The 15,565-nt window shown below is 65.7% G+C and carries 13 protein-coding genes and 1 pseudogene; 8 read left to right on the top strand and 6 right to left on the bottom strand.

Annotation, left to right across the window (positions count from 1 at the left end):
* Positions 1-4: 4 nt before the first annotated feature.
* The 8 genes from infB (at position 5) to A7D27_RS11350 (ending at position 8,875) form a co-directional block, all read left to right on the top strand.
* Positions 5-2,530 (top strand): translation initiation factor IF-2, encoded by a 2,526-nt coding sequence (infB, locus tag A7D27_RS11385; RefSeq protein WP_069561631.1) that lies wholly within the window; start codon positions 5-7, stop codon positions 2,528-2,530.
* A 99-nt stretch (positions 2,531-2,629) separates the two neighbouring features.
* On the top strand, positions 2,630-3,016 hold the full coding sequence (gene rbfA, locus A7D27_RS11380) for a 30S ribosome-binding factor RbfA (protein WP_069561630.1): 387 nt from the start codon (positions 2,630-2,632) through the stop codon (positions 3,014-3,016).
* 2 nt (positions 3,017-3,018) lie between these two features.
* A complete protein-coding gene (gene truB, locus A7D27_RS11375; RefSeq protein ID WP_069561629.1) occupies positions 3,019-3,936 on the top strand; it encodes a tRNA pseudouridine(55) synthase TruB in 918 nt (305 codons plus the stop codon).
* Between the two features lie 93 nt (positions 3,937-4,029).
* Positions 4,030-4,299: a 30S ribosomal protein S15 gene (gene rpsO, locus A7D27_RS11370; RefSeq protein ID WP_044413751.1), complete on the top strand. Its 270-nt coding sequence runs from the start codon at positions 4,030-4,032 to the stop codon at positions 4,297-4,299.
* Positions 4,300-4,463: 164 nt separating this feature from the next.
* Positions 4,464-6,572, top strand: coding sequence for a polyribonucleotide nucleotidyltransferase (gene pnp, locus A7D27_RS11365; protein ID WP_069561628.1), 2,109 nt, complete (start codon positions 4,464-4,466; stop codon positions 6,570-6,572).
* Positions 6,573-6,667: 95 nt separating this feature from the next.
* Entirely contained in the window at positions 6,668-8,077 is a 1,410-nt protein-coding gene (locus A7D27_RS11360; RefSeq protein ID WP_069561627.1) for a DUF4013 domain-containing protein, read from the top strand.
* A 195-nt stretch (positions 8,078-8,272) separates the two neighbouring features.
* Positions 8,273-8,629, top strand: coding sequence for a BON domain-containing protein (locus A7D27_RS11355; RefSeq protein WP_069561626.1), 357 nt, complete (start codon positions 8,273-8,275; stop codon positions 8,627-8,629).
* 48 nt (positions 8,630-8,677) lie between these two features.
* Positions 8,678-8,875 (top strand): CsbD family protein, encoded by a 198-nt coding sequence (locus tag A7D27_RS11350; protein WP_069561625.1) that lies wholly within the window; start codon positions 8,678-8,680, stop codon positions 8,873-8,875.
* Between the two features lie 54 nt (positions 8,876-8,929).
* Here the strand turns inward: A7D27_RS11350 and A7D27_RS11345 are convergent, their stop codons facing one another.
* From A7D27_RS11345 to A7D27_RS11320, 6 genes and pseudogenes are all read right to left on the bottom strand, one after another.
* A complete protein-coding gene (locus A7D27_RS11345) occupies positions 8,930-10,384 on the bottom strand; it encodes a rhomboid family intramembrane serine protease (RefSeq protein WP_069561624.1) in 1,455 nt (484 codons plus the stop codon).
* A gap of 40 nt (positions 10,385-10,424) precedes the next feature.
* A complete protein-coding gene (locus tag A7D27_RS11340) occupies positions 10,425-10,721 on the bottom strand; it encodes a DUF2845 domain-containing protein (protein WP_069561623.1) in 297 nt (98 codons plus the stop codon).
* A gap of 61 nt (positions 10,722-10,782) precedes the next feature.
* Positions 10,783-11,106 (bottom strand): DUF2845 domain-containing protein, encoded by a 324-nt coding sequence (locus tag A7D27_RS11335; RefSeq protein ID WP_083265604.1) that lies wholly within the window; start codon positions 11,104-11,106, stop codon positions 10,783-10,785.
* 111 nt (positions 11,107-11,217) lie between these two features.
* Entirely contained in the window at positions 11,218-14,142 is a 2,925-nt protein-coding gene (locus A7D27_RS11330; protein ID WP_069564930.1) for a DUF748 domain-containing protein, read from the bottom strand.
* Between the two features lie 100 nt (positions 14,143-14,242).
* Positions 14,243-15,262: a class I SAM-dependent rRNA methyltransferase gene (locus A7D27_RS11325; protein WP_069564929.1), complete on the bottom strand. Its 1,020-nt coding sequence runs from the start codon at positions 15,260-15,262 to the stop codon at positions 14,243-14,245.
* Positions 15,263-15,375: 113 nt separating this feature from the next.
* Positions 15,376-15,565: pseudogene (locus A7D27_RS11320) on the bottom strand (acetyl-CoA C-acetyltransferase); the annotation flags it as partial.

The raw sequence follows: 15,565 nt of genomic DNA, 5'->3' as shown, positions 1-15,565 counted from the left end.
GTGCATGACGCAAGTCACGGTGAAAGAACTGGCCAAGGTGGTCGATACACCGGTGGAGCGCCTGCTGCAGCAGATGCGTGAGGCAGGCCTGCCTCACAGCAGCGCCGACCAGGTGGTGACCGACAGTGAAAAACAGGCGCTGCTCGCGCACCTGAAGAGCAGCCATGGCGAGCGCCTGGAAGAGCCCCGCAAGATCACGCTGCAGCGCAAGACCACCACCACCCTGAAGGTGGCGGGCAGCAAGACCATCAGTGTCGAAGTGCGCAAGAAGAAGACCTACGTCAAGCGCAGCCCTGACGAGATCGAAGCAGAGAAGCAGCGCGAACTGGAAGAGCAGCGCGCCGCCGAAGAGGCCGCACGCGCCAAGGCCGAGGAAGAGGCCAAGCGCCGCGCCGAGGAAGAGGCCCGCCGTGAGGCTGACGCCCGTGCCAAGGACGCTGCTCGCAGCCCCGAGGCTTCGGCAGCAGTGGCTCCTGCTGCTGCTCCTGCAGGCCAGGCGGCTCCGGTTGCTGGCGCCGCGGCTCCTGCACCTGGCGCAGCGGGCGCTCGTCGCGAAGAGCCTCGCCGTCCGGAACGCGCCCGGGACGAAGACGACCGTCGCGACCGCAAGCAAGCCCAGCACCGTCCCTCCGCCAAGGAGAAGGAAAAGGTGCCGTCGCCGCGTATTGCTCCGCGCAGCACCGAGGAAGAGAGCGACAGCTACCGTCGCGGTGGCCGTGGCAAGTCCAAGCTCAAGAAGCGCAACCAGCACGGGTTCCAGAGCCCGACGGGGCCGATCGTGCGAGAAGTCAGCATCGGTGAGACCATCACCGTGGCAGAACTGGCGGCCCAGATGGCCGTCAAGGGCGCCGAAGTGGTCAAGTTCATGTTCAAGATGGGCAGTCCTGTAACCATCAACCAGGTGCTCGATCGCGAGACCGCGCAGTTGGTCGTCGAGGAGATGGGCCACAAGGTCAAGCTCGTCAACGAGAACGCCCTGGAAGACCAACTGGCCGAGTCGCTGAAGTACGAAGGCGAGTCGTTCTCCCGTGCACCGGTCGTGACCGTCATGGGGCACGTCGACCACGGCAAGACCTCGCTGCTCGACTACATCCGTCGTGCCAAAGTGGCGTCGGGCGAAGCCGGTGGCATCACCCAGCACATCGGTGCCTACCATGTGGAAACCCCGCGCGGCATGGTCACCTTCCTCGACACCCCCGGTCACGCCGCGTTCACCGCCATGCGGGCCCGTGGTGCCAAGGCTACTGACATCGTCATCCTCGTGGTGGCGGCTGATGACGGCGTGATGCCGCAGACCCAGGAAGCGGTTCAGCACGCGAAAGCCGCTGGCGTGCCGATCGTGGTTGCCATCAACAAGATGGACAAGCCGGAAGCCAACCCGGACAACATCAAGAACGGCCTGGCCGCGCTGGATGTGATCCCCGAGGAGTGGGGCGGCGACACCCAGTTCGTGCCCGTTTCGGCCAAAGCCGGTACCGGCGTCGACGAACTGCTGGAGGCTGTTCTGCTGCAGGCCGAGGTGCTCGAACTCACTGCCACCCCGTCCGCTCCCGGCCGGGGTGTCGTGGTCGAGTCCCGCCTGGACAAGGGCCGTGGCCCGGTGGCCACCCTGCTGGTCCAGGACGGTACCCTGCGTCAGGGCGACATGGTCCTGGTGGGCGTCAACTACGGCCGCGTTCGCGCCATGCTCGACGAGAACGGCAAGTCCATCAGGGAAGCTGGCCCGTCGATCCCCGTGGAAATCCTCGGTCTCGACGGCACCCCGGATGCGGGTGACGAAATGACCGTGGTGGCCGACGAGAAGAAAGCCCGCGAAGTGGCCCTGTTCCGTCAGGGCAAGTTCCGCGAGGTCAAGCTGGCTCGTCAGCACAGCTCGAAGCTGGAGAACATTTTCGAGACCATGGGGCAGGACGAGAAGAAGACCCTCAACATCGTGCTCAAGTCCGATGTGCGTGGTTCTCTGGAAGCCCTGCAGGGTGCCCTGTCCGACCTCGGCAACGACGAAGTCCAGGTACGTGTGGTCGGTGGCGGCGTCGGTGGTATCACCGAGTCCGATGCCAACCTGGCGCTGGCCTCCAATGCCGTGCTGTTCGGCTTCAACGTGCGTGCTGACGCCGGCGCGCGCAAGATCGTCGAGCAGGAAGGCATCGACCTGCGCTACTACAACGTCATCTACGACATCATCGAGGACGTCAAGAAGGCCCTCACCGGCATGCTCGGCAGCGATGTGCGCGAGAACATCCTGGGCACCGCCGAGGTGCGCGATGTGTTCCGTTCGCCGAAGTTCGGCGCCATCGCCGGCTGCATGGTCATCGAGGGTACTGTCCATCGGAACCGCCCGATCCGCGTACTGCGCGACGACGTGGTGATCTTCGAAGGCGAACTGGAATCCCTGCGCCGCTTCAAGGACGACGTGTCCGAAGTGCGGAACGGCATGGAGTGCGGTATCGGCGTGAAGAGCTACAACGACGTGAAGGTCGGCGACAAGATCGAGGTCTTCGAGAAGGTCCAGGTGGCCCGCTCGCTCTGAGTGGCCACTGACCAGAAGCTGGGAGCCGGGTGCTGCGCGGAGTGATTACGCCGCCAGTTCCAGCTCCCGGCTTTTTGGTTTTTGAGTGAGTACCGATTTATGCCAAAAGAATACAGCCGCACCCAGCGCATCGGTGACCAGATGCAGCGCGAACTGGCCCTGCTGATCCAGCGTGAGGTCAAGGACCCGCGCCTGGGCATGGTCACCATCACCGGCGTCGAAGTGGCGCGGGATCTCGGCCATGCCAAGATCTTCATCACCGTGATGGGCCAGGACGACAACGCCGAAGTCATCCGTCTCAACACCGAGATCCTCAATGACGCAGCGGGTTACCTGCGCATGCTGCTGGGCAAGTCCATGAAGCTGCGCACCGTGCCTCAACTGCACTTCCACTACGATGCCAGCATCCGTCGGGGCGCCGAGCTTTCCGCGCTGATCGAGCGTGCGGTGGCCGAAGACCGTCGGCATCAGGGTGATGAGGACTGACGGTGGCCCAGGTCAAGCGTATCCGCCGCGATGTGAGCGGCATCCTCATCCTCGACAAGCCCCGTGGCATGAGCTCCAACCAGGCCCTGCAGAAGGTCCGCTGGCTGCTCAATGCGGAGAAGGCCGGCCACACTGGCAGCCTCGATCCCCTGGCCACGGGCGTGTTGCCCCTGTGCTTCGGTGAAGCCACCAAGTTTTCCCAGTACCTCCTGGACGCCGACAAGGGCTACGAGACCGTTGCCCAACTGGGCGTCACCACCACCACCGGCGATGCCGAAGGCGAGGTGCTCGAACGGCGCGACGTGACCGTTGGTCGCGACGAGCTGGAGGCGGCCCTGGCGCGCTTCCGGGGTGAAATCCAGCAGGTGCCGCCGATGTACTCGGCCCTGAAGAAGGACGGGCAGCCCCTCTATAAGCTGGCTCGTGCCGGCGAAGTAGTGGAGCGCGAGGCGCGTTCTGTTACTATTGCGCGCCTGGAACTGCTGGCCCTCGATTCAACCAATGCCACGCTTTCCGTCAGTTGCAGCAAAGGCACCTACATTCGCACCCTGGTCGAGGACCTTGGCCAGGTGCTGGGGTGTGGTGGCCACGTCGCTGAACTGCGTCGCACCCAGGCCGGCCCCTTCAACCTGTCCCAGGCCATCAGCCTCGAGGAACTGGAGAAGGCCCACGCCGAAGGTGGCAACGAAGCGCTCGATCGCTTCCTGCTCCCCTCCGACAGTGGTCTGGAGCACTGGCCCCTGGTGCAACTGAGCGAACACAGTGCCTATTACTGGCTGCATGGGCAGCCGGTAAGGGCTCCCGAAGCGCCGAAGTTCGGCATGCTGAGGGTGCAGGATCATACCGGTCGCTTCATCGGTATCGGTGAAGTGAGCGATGACGGGCGCATAGCGCCACGTCGACTGATTCGGTCGGAATGACCGATTCGAGGGTGGCTGTTAATAGGCACGGTCACACCTCTTTTTAAAACACGGGATTCGTTCCCGGCCTATTACTCTCAGAGGAAGCCCATCATGGCACTGAGCGTTGCTGAGAAAGCCCAGATCGTTAACGAGTACAAGCAAGCTGAAGGCGATACCGGTTCTCCGGAAGTGCAGATCGCACTGCTGACCGCCAACATCAACAAGCTGCAGGATCACTTCAAGGCCAACGGCAAAGACCACCACTCCCGTCGTGGTCTGATCCGCATGGTTAACCAGCGTCGCAAGCTGCTGGACTACCTGAAGGGTAAGGACACCACTCGTTACAGCGCCCTGATCGGTCGTCTGGGTCTGCGTCGCTAAGACGCATTCGAGCTGGAAGCTGGAAGCCGGAAGCTGGAAGCAGGACATCGCGCTTGCTTCCAGCTTCTGGTTTCCAGCTTCAGGCTTTTTGAGGAAGACGGCGGGTCCGACTCCCGCGCCTTTCGCAGATTTCCCCCAAGGCAACAAAAGAGAAGGAAAACACCGTGAACCCGGTAATCAAGAAGTTCCAATTCGGTCAATCGACCGTCACCCTCGAGACTGGCCGTATCGCCCGTCAAGCCAGCGGCGCCGTTCTGGTCACCGTTGATAACGATGTCACCGTCCTGGTGACCGTGGTTGGTGCCAAGCAGGCCGACCCGGGCAAGGGTTTCTTCCCGCTGTCCGTGCACTACCAGGAAAAGACCTACGCCGCCGGGCGCATCCCTGGTGGTTTCTTCAAGCGTGAAGGCCGGCCCTCCGAGAAAGAGACCCTGACCTCCCGCCTGATCGACCGCCCGATCCGCCCGCTGTTCCCCGAAGGCTTCCTCAACGAAGTGCAGGTCATCTGCACCGTCGTCTCCACCAACAAGAAGACTGATCCGGACATCGCTTCCATGATCGGTACTTCCGCTGCCCTGGCCATCTCCGGCATCCCGTTCGCCGGCCCGATCGGCGCGGCTCGCGTGGCTTACCACGAGAGCACCGGCTACCTGCTGAACCCCAACTACGAGCAGCTCAAGGCCTCCAGCCTCGACATGGTCGTGGCCGGTACCCAGGACGCCGTGCTGATGGTCGAATCCGAAGCCGATGAGCTGACCGAAGACCAGATGCTGGGCGCCGTGCTGTTCGCCCACCAGGAATTCCAGGCCGTCATCAATGCCGTCAAGGAATTCGCCGCCGAAGCGGGCAAGCCGACCTGGAACTGGACCGCTCCCGCCGAGAACACCGCCCTGCTCAGCGCCATCAAGGCCGAGTTCGGCGAGGCCATCTCCCAGGCCTACACCATCACCATCAAGCAGGACCGCTACAACCGCCTCGACGAGCTGCGCGACCAGGTCGTCGCTCGCTTCGCTGGCGAGGAAGCCGGCCAGTTCCCGGTGGGTGAAGTGAAGGATGCCTTCGGCCTGCTGGAATACCGCACCGTTCGCGAGAACATCGTCAACGGCAAGCCGCGTATCGACGGCCGTGACACCCGCACCGTCCGCCCGCTGAAGATCGAAGTCGGCGTACTGGACAAGACCCACGGTTCCGCCCTGTTCACCCGTGGCGAAACCCAGGCCCTGGTCGTTGCCACCCTCGGCACCGCCCGTGACGCCCAACTGCTGGACACCCTGGAAGGCGAGCGCAAGGACGCCTTCATGCTGCACTACAACTTCCCGCCCTTCTCGGTGGGTGAGTGCGGTCGCATGGGCAGCGCCGGTCGCCGCGAAATCGGCCACGGCCGCCTGGCCCGTCGTGGCGTCGCCGCCATGCTGCCGAAAGGCGACGAGTTCCCCTACACCATTCGAGTGGTGTCCGAGATCACCGAATCCAACGGTTCCAGCTCCATGGCTTCGGTCTGCGGCGCCTCCCTGGCCCTGATGGACGCCGGTGTGCCGATGCGCGCTCCGGTGGCCGGTATCGCCATGGGCCTGGTGAAGGAAGGTGACAAGTTCGCCGTCCTGACCGACATCCTGGGTGACGAAGACCACCTGGGCGACATGGACTTCAAGGTGGCCGGTACTGCCAAGGGCGTCACCGCCCTGCAGATGGACATCAAGATCAACGGCATCACCGAAGAGATCATGGAGATCGCCCTGGAGCAGGCACTGGAAGCACGCCTGAACATCCTCGGCCAGATGAACCAGGTCATCGCCGAGTCCCGCAGCGAGCTGTCCGAAAACGCCCCGACCATGCTGGCCATGAAGATCGACTCGGACAAGATCCGCGACGTCATCGGCAAGGGCGGCGCCACCATCCGCGGCATCTGCGAAGAGACCAAGGCCTCCATCGACATCGAAGACGATGGCAGCGTGAAGATCTTCGGCGAGACCAAGGAAGCCGCCGAGGCCGCCAGGCAGCGCGTTCTGGCCATCACCGCAGAAGCGGAGATCGGCAAGGTCTACGTCGGCAAGGTCGAGCGCATCGTTGATTTCGGTGCCTTCGTCAACATCCTTCCCGGCAAGGATGGCCTGGTGCACATCTCGCAGATCAGCGACAAGCGCATCGACAAGGTCACCGACGTCCTGCAGGAAGGCCAGGAAGTGAAGGTCCTGGTGCTGGACGTGGACAACCGCGGCCGCATCAAGCTGTCCATGAAGGATGTCGAGGCTGCTGAAGCTTCCGGCGTCTGATAACCGGTCGGCTGTATGAAAGAGGGCCCCTTGCGGGCCCTCTTTCGTTTCTCGGAGAATGGCGCGCCGCCAGTCGCCCACAAGGATTCCAGGTCATGGAAAAGACCTACTGCAAGTACCACCAGGCCCAGCCTGCCACCTGGCACTGCCCGGCCTGCGAGCGTCACTTCGGTGACTGCTGCATCCCCCTCAATGCCGAACGCCCGGACGAATCCCCGGCCTGCCCGCTGTGCCGCGCCCAACTGCACTTCCTGGGCGCCGCCAACACCGCCCAGCCGTTCTGGGAGCGTATCCCGCAGTTCTTCCTCTACGGCCTGCAGACCGGCCCCCTGGCCTTTGCCGCCGTGCTCGGCCTGGCCAGCCTGTTCATGCCGCGCTCGATCATCCTCTGGGTCGCGCTGTTCAGCATCGCCACCAAGTACTTCCACAGCGTCATCGAAGCGGCCAGCGAAGGTTCCCGCGAGGCCCCCGGGCTGGCCACCGCCTTCGTCGGTGAGGGCTTCCTGCTGTTCATCAAGCAACTGGTGGTGTTCCTGGTGGCCTTCGCCGTGCTCTGGCTGGCTGCCGATTTCCACAGCGAGGCCCTGTTCTGGGCCGTGAACATCGGCCTCATGCTGCTGATGCCGGCGAGCATCATCCGCCTGGCCCTGAACAAGGAACTCGGTGCCGCGCTGAGCCCCGAACAGCTCGGCGATGTGATCAAGGCCATGGGCTGGCGCTACCTGATCCTCTGCGTGTTCCTGTTCATCCTCTGGCAGTCGCCCGGTTACGTCACCGTGCTACTGGCCCACGGCCTGCCGCGCGTGGTGCTGATGCCCATCGCCGCCTTCCTGTTCGGTTATTTCGGCGTGGTCATGTGCGCCATGATGGGCTACGCGGTGTTCCAGTATCAGGGTGCCCTGGGCTTCGCGATTGCAGAAGAGGGCGGGCATGAGGGGTACCCCGAGCCGGAGTGGCGCCGCCGCCGCGCCCTCGCCGAGGCCGAGGTGCGGGTGAAGGAGGGGCAGAGTGCCGCCGCGCTGGAGACCCTCACCGCGGCTCTGGAGCGGGACCCGAACGACCTGCGCCTGAACGAGCGCTTTCACCAACTGCTGTTCGGCCTCAACGAAACCGCCCGCTGCCTGCGCCACCTTGCCCACTACCTGCCCATCGCCGCCCGCGAGAACCCGGCGCTGGGGGCCACCGCGCTGCTCAATGCCCGCCGGCTGAAGGCGGACTACCTGCCGGAGGACCCGCAGGTCTGCGAGCGCATCGCTGCGGCCCTGGTGGATCGCCACAAGGCCAAGGAAGCCATCAGCCTGTTGCGCAACCTGCACCAGCGCTTCCCGGACTACCCCAACGTCCCCCGTGCCTATTTGCTGGCAGCCCGGGCTTTGGCCGAACAGCTCGGCCAGGTGGAGCAGGCCGGCAAGCTGCTCGCCTTCATCCGGGCCCGCTACCCGGCCACGCCGTTGCTCGGCGAAGTGACGGCGCTGGAGTCCACCCTGGCCCGCCTGGCGGGCTGAGCAGTCGTGCAAAGTGCACGCGCCGCTTGGCTGCATCCTGCAATCTGCAAGCCGAGCGGTGCTTTGACTTATTTTTAAGTAATTGATTTAAAAGGATTAATTTTGTTCTGCAAGGCTGGCACAGGCCTTGCGATACCTACAGTGACTGCAGACAGGACAAGGCTGCAGAACAGTGTGAGTAACAGGAGAATCCTCATGAAAAAGTCCTTCCACAGCGTCACCCTTGCCGCCGTAGCTGCCGCCGCCCTCAGCCTGCCCCTGGCCGGCAATGTCTTCGCCGCCCAGGCCGCCCCGATCCAACTGGCGGCCAACACCGTCGACAAGGCTGAAGAAGCCGTGTCCGACACCTGGATCACCAGCAAGGTGAAATCCAGCTTCCTGGCCGACAAGAACCTCAGCGCCCTGGACATCAAGGTCGAGACCAACAAAGGCGTGGTCGCCCTGTCCGGCGTGGTGGCCAGCGATGCCGAGCGTGACCTGGCCATCAGCACCGCCAAGTCCATCAAGGGCGTGACCGCTGTCGCTGCCGACGGCCTGAAGTCCGCTGAATGATTCCTGGCGCCGCCCTGCAGGGCGGCGCCCACCCGAGGAGGCAATGCCATGAACGCTGACATCATCAAAGGCAAGTGGAAGCAACTCAGCGGCCGCATCAAGGAGCGCTGGGGCAACCTGACCGATGACGACCTGGATATCGCCGAAGGCCACAGCGAATACCTGGTGGGCAAGCTCCAGGAGCGCTACGGCTGGAGCAAGGAGCGCGCGCAGGACGAGCTGCGTGACTTCAGCAGCCGCCTCTGAGCCTGATCCGTACACATCGATCCCCGCTTCGGCGGGGATCGTCGTTTCCGGGGTTCAGCGGGCCAGGTGAGCGCGGTAGAGGCCAAGCTGCCGGGTCTGCTCGGCGTCGGGGAAGGCCTTGTTGAGGAAGGCGGCCAGCTCCGCAACGCCCCGCAGATCCTGGCGTTGCCCCAGTTGCTTGGCCAGCGCCAGGGTCATCACCGGCAGTTGTGCAGGGGCCGGTGTCTGCCGGGCGATCACCCGCCACACCCCCAGGGCGGCCGGGCCTTCGCCCAGCTTGAGCAGTCGCTGCAGCAGGTTGGCCAGCACGGCCGGGTGTTGCAGCCACTGCTGTTCGGGAGTGCTGAGGTCCGTGGCCATCTGCAGCAGCAGGCCCCGTGCAGGCGTTGGGTCCGGCAGCGCGAAGACCTGTTTGAGCACGGCGCTGGCCAGAGGCTTGTCCTTGCGGGTGCGGGCAACCGGATAGAGGCGCTCCAGCAACGCCACCCGACCCGGGTAGCGGGCCAGCAGGTCCAGCCCGCGTTCTGGCACCTGGTCCAGGGCGAAACGCCCGATCAGGGCGTCCAGTGCGGCCAGTTCGCGCTTGAACGGTGCGTCCGGGTCTTCCTTGGCCAGGTACTGCTCGTCCACCTTCAACGCGCCGATGCGCCGGGGCAGCCAGGTGCCGAGGAAGCCTGAGGCGAGGCCCCCCAGGTGGGCGTAGTAGTTGACGTGGTCATTGGCCAGCAGCAGCCCGTAGAGTTCCTTGCCCATCCAGATGGGCAGGATCCACAGAGCGGGGGCCTTGAAGTAGCCCATCATCGGGCCGAGCCAGTAGAAGAAATTGATCCGCCGCAGGGCGTAGACGCCGATGTACATCCCCATCAGCCCCGCCACTGCGCCCGAGGCGCCGATACCGGGCACCCAGCCCGGGTCCATCGCCCACCACAGCAGGTGCGAGGCCAGGCCGCTGGCCAGGTACAGCCCCAGGTAGGCCGCGGCACCCAGCGCGCGCTCCAGGGCGAAGCCGCAGATGAACAGGAAGATCATGTTGCCCAGCAGGTGGTCGAAGCTGCCGTGGAGGAACATCGCCCCGAACAGCCCTTCCACCGTGAAGCGCTTGGGGATGAAGCCGAAGCGGTAGCTGCTCAGGCTGTTCCGCGCGGCCTCGGCGGGCGCCCGCGCGCGCTGCCAGGCCGGGTCGGCCTGGAAGGCGGCCGAACGGTGCAGTTCGTCTTCGAACTCCAGGTCCCGCAGGGCGTAGAGCGCCAGGTCGTGCCGGCGGGCGGAGTCGAGGGCGCGGCGTTCCTCCGGGTCCAGTTCATGGCGCTTGCTCAGGCTCTCGACGAACAGCGCGCGCTCGCGGTTGAGCAGGCCGGCGTCGAGATACGCCTGCACCGCCTCCTCGGAACGCGTCGCGTCGCCACCCTGGTAGACGAAGTAGATCAGGGCGTTGAGTACGACGAGGAACAGCGTGACGACCGGCGGGCGTTTCCAGTCCAGGGGGTGTTCGGCGGGGAGGATGACCAAGCGTGACGTCCTTGTCGCGTAGAGGGTTCAGTCGAGCGGGTCAGTCCCGCTTGCTCTCGACAGTGCTGAGGCGGCCGCCGACGAAGTCGAGGTAGTAGTACATGCCGTTCACAGGGCCATAGACCCACTCTTCCACTTGCATTTCCTGGCGGCCACTGCGCGTTTCGGAGTAGCCGATGAGGTTGCGCGAAGCGGGCTCGCCGCACTTGCGCAGCACCTCCACGGCGCGGTCGCCTTCGCTGACCAGGGCGCTGCCGCAGCGGAAGGTCGCTGCCGAGGCATCGAGGCTCGCCACGGCGAAGGGCAGGGCGAGCAGGGGGAGCAGACGTCGAATCATGGTTGGGCATCCTGTCCGGTTGAAAAAGGCGGCAGAGCCTAGCACTGCCGGTTCTGGGCTGTCAGTCGCCGCGCTTGCTCTCGATCTTGCGCAGCTTGTTCCCCTCGAAACGCAGGAACTGGTACATGCCGTTGCGCGGCCCGTAGACCCATTCCTCCACCAGCACTTCGCTCTCCTGGCCGTAGCGGTCCACCACGTTGCGGTAGCCGAGGCTGTTGCGGCTGGCGGGGTCGCCGCACTTGCGCAGGACCTGGGTGGTGCTGTCCTCCAGGCTGATCAGCCCGCCGTTGCCGCAGCGGAGGGTGGAGGAGGCGTTGGCATGGGCTGCGCTCAGCAGCAGAAGGGGCAGGGCAAGCAGGTATCGGGCTTTCACGAAGGGTTCCATCCAGTTGAACGGGGTCCAGCCTACGCCGCCCTTGTGCGTCTGTCAGCAGGGCGGCGTGTGCGGAGGGTCACGCCTGGCTGTTGGACTGCGCAGGCGGCACCGAATTCCGCGTCATTCGGTGCCCAGATGCAGGGGCGTGTCCACGCGGCCATCCTGGCCGGCTTCACCGAGGCTGACGTCGAGCAGGTAGACCCGCTCGTCCTGCAGGCCGCCACGGTCCACCAGGTAGGCCTTGATCGCCGCTGCACGGGCCTGGGCCAGTTGACGCAGCAGCAGTTCGCTCTGGGCCCAGGAACCGATCACCGCTTCGCGCATCTTTGCCGTGCGCTCGTCGCTGTCCAACTGGGCCCATTCGGCCGGTGGCTGCTGCTTGAGGCGGGTGCGGTAGATGCCTTCGAGCATCGGCGGCTTCTCGCTGTCCGGCACTTCCATCAGTGAGGCGTCGGCGGGGACCTTGTCGCCGCGGCGCTGGGCGATCTTGTAGTAGGTGCGCTGGTACTCGCGCTCCAGTCGGGCAGCGGCCAGCAGCGGCCCGTCCACGGCGGTGGCGCTCATGCCTTCGATCTCCAGGCGCAGGGCGGGGCGCTCCTGCAGGGCCTGGGCCAGGGTGCTCAGGCCCTTCTGCGCGTCGGCGGAAAGCTCGTCGCTACCCGCATCGAAAGGCACGTTGCTGAGGTCGTGTTCGCCACCGCCGGAGACCAGCCCGGCGACGAACTTGAAGGGGGCCTGGGCGGCGCGCAGCACCAGGTTGCGCAGGGTCTGCCAGACGATGGGGGCGACGCTGAACTGCGGGTCGTTGAGGTTGCCGGCCACCGGCAGCTGGATGTCGATCTTGCCTTCAGTGTCTTTCAGCAGGGCCACCGCCAGGCGGATCGGCAGGTCCACCGCATCGGGGCTGTCGACCCGCTCGCCGAGCTGCAGGTTTTCCAGCACCAGGTGGTTGTCGGCCTTCAGCTGGCCCTTCTCGATCTGGTAGTGCAGGTCCAGGTTGAGGCGGCCCTTGCGGATGCGGTAGCCGGCGAACTTGCCGGAGTAGGGGGTCAGGGTGGTCAGCTCGACGCGCTTGAAGCTGGTGGCGATGTCCAGGGAGTCCAGTGGGTCGAAGGGGGTCAGCGCGCCCTTGATGGTCACCGGCGCGTAGCGATCCACCTTGCCGTCGATGCTCATCTTGGCGGGGGTGCGGGTACGGGTGTCGAGGGTGCTGATCTCGCCGTTGAGTTGCTGGATGGCGGTGGCGAAGTTGGGGGTCAGGCTGAAGTCGGCGAAGTTGGCCGAGCCGTTGCTGATGCTCACGGCGCCGATGTGGATGTCCAGCGGCTTGCCGGCCGCCTCGGCCTTGGCCTTGGGATCGGCAGGCTGCTTGATCACCAGGTCGCTGACGTTGGTGGTGAGGTCCTCGTTGATGACGAAGCGCGCATAGGGCTGGCTGATGCCCACCTTGGCGATGCTCAGGCTGCTGCCGTGGCGGTAGTCGAGGTCCTCCACCAGCAGTTGCTGCCACTTTACGAAGTCGCGCTGCTTGAGGGTGTCCAGGGTGTGCAACTGGTTGACCAGGGCACGTCCGGTGATGGACAGAGCCAGCGGCTCGGTGCCGGTGAGGGCGACGTCCAGGTTGCTGTCGAGCATGCCGCTGCGCAGTTCCAGGCGGACAAAGGGGGCCAGGTAGGCCTGGGCCACCCGCAGGTCGATGTCGCGGCTCTCCACCTTCAGCTTGGCGGTGGTCGGGGTCAGTTGCACCTGGCCTTCGGCCTTGAGCTTGCCCTGCTTGCCGATGCCGGTGTCCAGAGCCAGTTGGAAGGGCGACTGGCCCAGGCTGTCGAAGTCTTTGAGGTCGAGGTTGAGCGGGCCGACGTCGATCTGCACGGCGTCTTTCTGTGCGCGGTCGGCGAGGTGGACCTTGTAGCCGCGCAGCTGGGTGTCACGCAGGAGCACCTGCCAGGGCTTGGCAGGCGCAGCGGCAGGGGCCGGCATGGCCGCCGCGTCGGCCGGTTTCGCGTCCGGGGTGGCAGGGGATTTCGTCGGGGCCTTGGCTTCGCTGGCGAACAGCTTCTGCCAGTCGAGCTGGCCGTCGGCCTCGCGGGCGGCCCAGGTCTCCAGGTTCTGGCTGCGGATCTTGCCGACCACCACCTGCTGCTTGGCCAGGTCCAGTGCGCTGCCGCTGACTTCCAGGCTTTCCAGGTTCACCAGCGGTCGGCCATCCGGCGCCTTGATGGCGAAGGGCGCCACCTTGATGGCTGTCTGCTCCAGCTTCAGTGCGGTGCCTTCGGCCAGGCTCAGGTGGTAGCGGGTGGACAGGCTGACGGTGCCCTTGTCCAGCACCAGCGGCACCGCGTCCCGCACGTAGGGCCAGAAGCCCTTCATGTTGCCGTCGGTGACTGCCAGTTCGCCTTCCGAGGTCAGCGGCAGCAGACTCAGGCTGCCCTTCCAGTCGATGCGCCCGCCGTAGGGCCCGGTGGCCACCAGCAGCATGTCGGCGTTGTCGTCGCGCAAGGTGCTGAGGTTCTTCAGTTCCAAGTCGAGGGCGTCGTAGACGAATTCGATGGGCTCGCTCGGGCGCAGGTCCTGGAAGCGCACGCCGCCCTTGACCAGGCGGATGCTGTCGATGCGCACCGGGAACGGATCGCCGGCAGGCGGTTCGTCGGCCTTGGGCTCGCTGGGGGGCAACTGGAACAGCTGGGTCAGGTTCAGCGTGCCGTCCTTGGCGAAGAGCACCTCGGTGGTGGGCTTGTCGAGATCGACGGCGGCCAGGTGCAGGGCGCCGGTCCAGAGGCTGTCCAGTTCCAGGTTGACGTACAGACGCTTGAAGCCCACCTGGCGCTTGTCGGGCTCGCCGATCCCGAGGCCCCAGAGGGTCAGTTCGAGGCTGAAGGGGTTGAGCTGCAGCCGCTCCAGGTGTGCCGGAACCTTGGCATAGGTGGCCAACTGCTGGTTGACGACGCGCAGGGCGATTCCCGGGAGGATCAGGAAGCCGAGCAGGGCGTAGAAGGCGAGGACGATCAGCAAGGCGCACGTGGCGCGTTTCAATCCTTTGTACATGGTGCGGCGTCGACTATCCCGGCGGAGGTGGGTTGGAGTATGGCACGCCCTTAAGGTTCCGACAGACGGCACCGATTGGAATCGTCGGCAGCTTCTCGGTTCAGAAACGCAGCACCAGGGTCTTCAGCGGCGGGCGCCCGTCCTGGGAGGGGAAGTCGGCGGCCGGCAGCAGCTGCTCGCAGTCGCGCACCGGGCGCCCGAGCTTGCTGGCGCAGCGCAGCACCTGGTCGCGCCATTCCTCGATCCCCACCTTCGCCAGGTTGTTGCAGCACACCAGCACGCCGTCGTCCGCCGTGACCATCAGGGCGGGCTTGAGCAGGCTCTGGTAGTCGCGCAGCAGGTCGACGGTGCCGAAGGCGCTCTTGGCCCAGGCTGGCGGGTCAAGGAACACCAGATCGAAGCGGTGTGCCTCCAGGCGCGGGTAGCTGGGCAGGCGCTGCCCGTGGCGCCGGGCGATGGGCAGGCCGGCCAGTTGGCGGATGGCCGGGAAGTAATCCGATTGCACGAACTGCATGGGCACCAGGCCGGGGTTGAGGGCGGCGTTCTCCCGGCCCACGGCCAGGTTGCCTTCGGCGAAGTCCAGGTTGCACACCTCGCGGGCGCCCCCGGCAGCGGCGGCCAGGCCGACCCCGCAGGTGTAGGCGAACAGGTTGAGCACCGACTTGCCGGCGCTGTTGGCCTTCACCCAGCCCCGGGCGTTGCGCAGGTCGAGGAACAGCAGCGGGTCCTGGCCGGGGTGACGGCCACGCACCCGGTAAGCCAGGCCCCATTCATGACCGACCTGGTCTGCCAGGGCCGCGTCGTCGGCCAGGTACACCGGGTCGCTGCGGTCGACGCGGGAGTTGCTGCCGGAGCGGTCGTTGTAGACCGGCAGCAGCGCCTCGCCCAGGTGGGCGTTGACCGTCTCGATCAGTGCCAGCAGGGCGTCGCGCTGCAGGGGCTGATGGAAGCTCTGCACCAACAACTGGGGGCCGTAGCGGTCCACGGTGAGGCCGGGGGCGCCTTCCTGGCTGCCGTGGAACAGCCGGTAGCAGTCGGTGCCCTGTGCTTTCAGTTCGGCCAGCAGCGGTTGGCGGGCGTCGAGGGCGGCGCGCAGCGCCGGGAGGAGAACGGAGGGCATGCGCGGCGTCTCGTGTAAGGGGCGCGCAGTTTAGCAAAAGGCGTGAGGACGTCGCGTTGGCGATGGGGCCCAGGGAGGGCGAAGCCGCTCCCTGGGGAGCGGCTTCGAGGGCATCAGCGCTCGATGGCCAGGGCCACGCCCTGGCCGCCGCCGATGCACAGGGTGGCGAGGCCTTTCCGGGCGTCGCGCTTGACCATCTCATGCAGCAGGGTCACCAGCACCCGGCAGCCGGAAGCGCCGATGGGGTGGCCGAGGGCGATGGCACCGCCGTTGACGTTGACCTTGGTCGCATCCCAACCCAGT

Source organism: Pseudomonas sp. 1D4 (assembly GCF_001728925.1).
GTDB classification, from domain to species: Bacteria; Pseudomonadota; Gammaproteobacteria; order Pseudomonadales; family Pseudomonadaceae; genus Metapseudomonas; species Metapseudomonas otitidis.
This window is presented reverse-complemented; position numbering and strand designations above follow the sequence as displayed.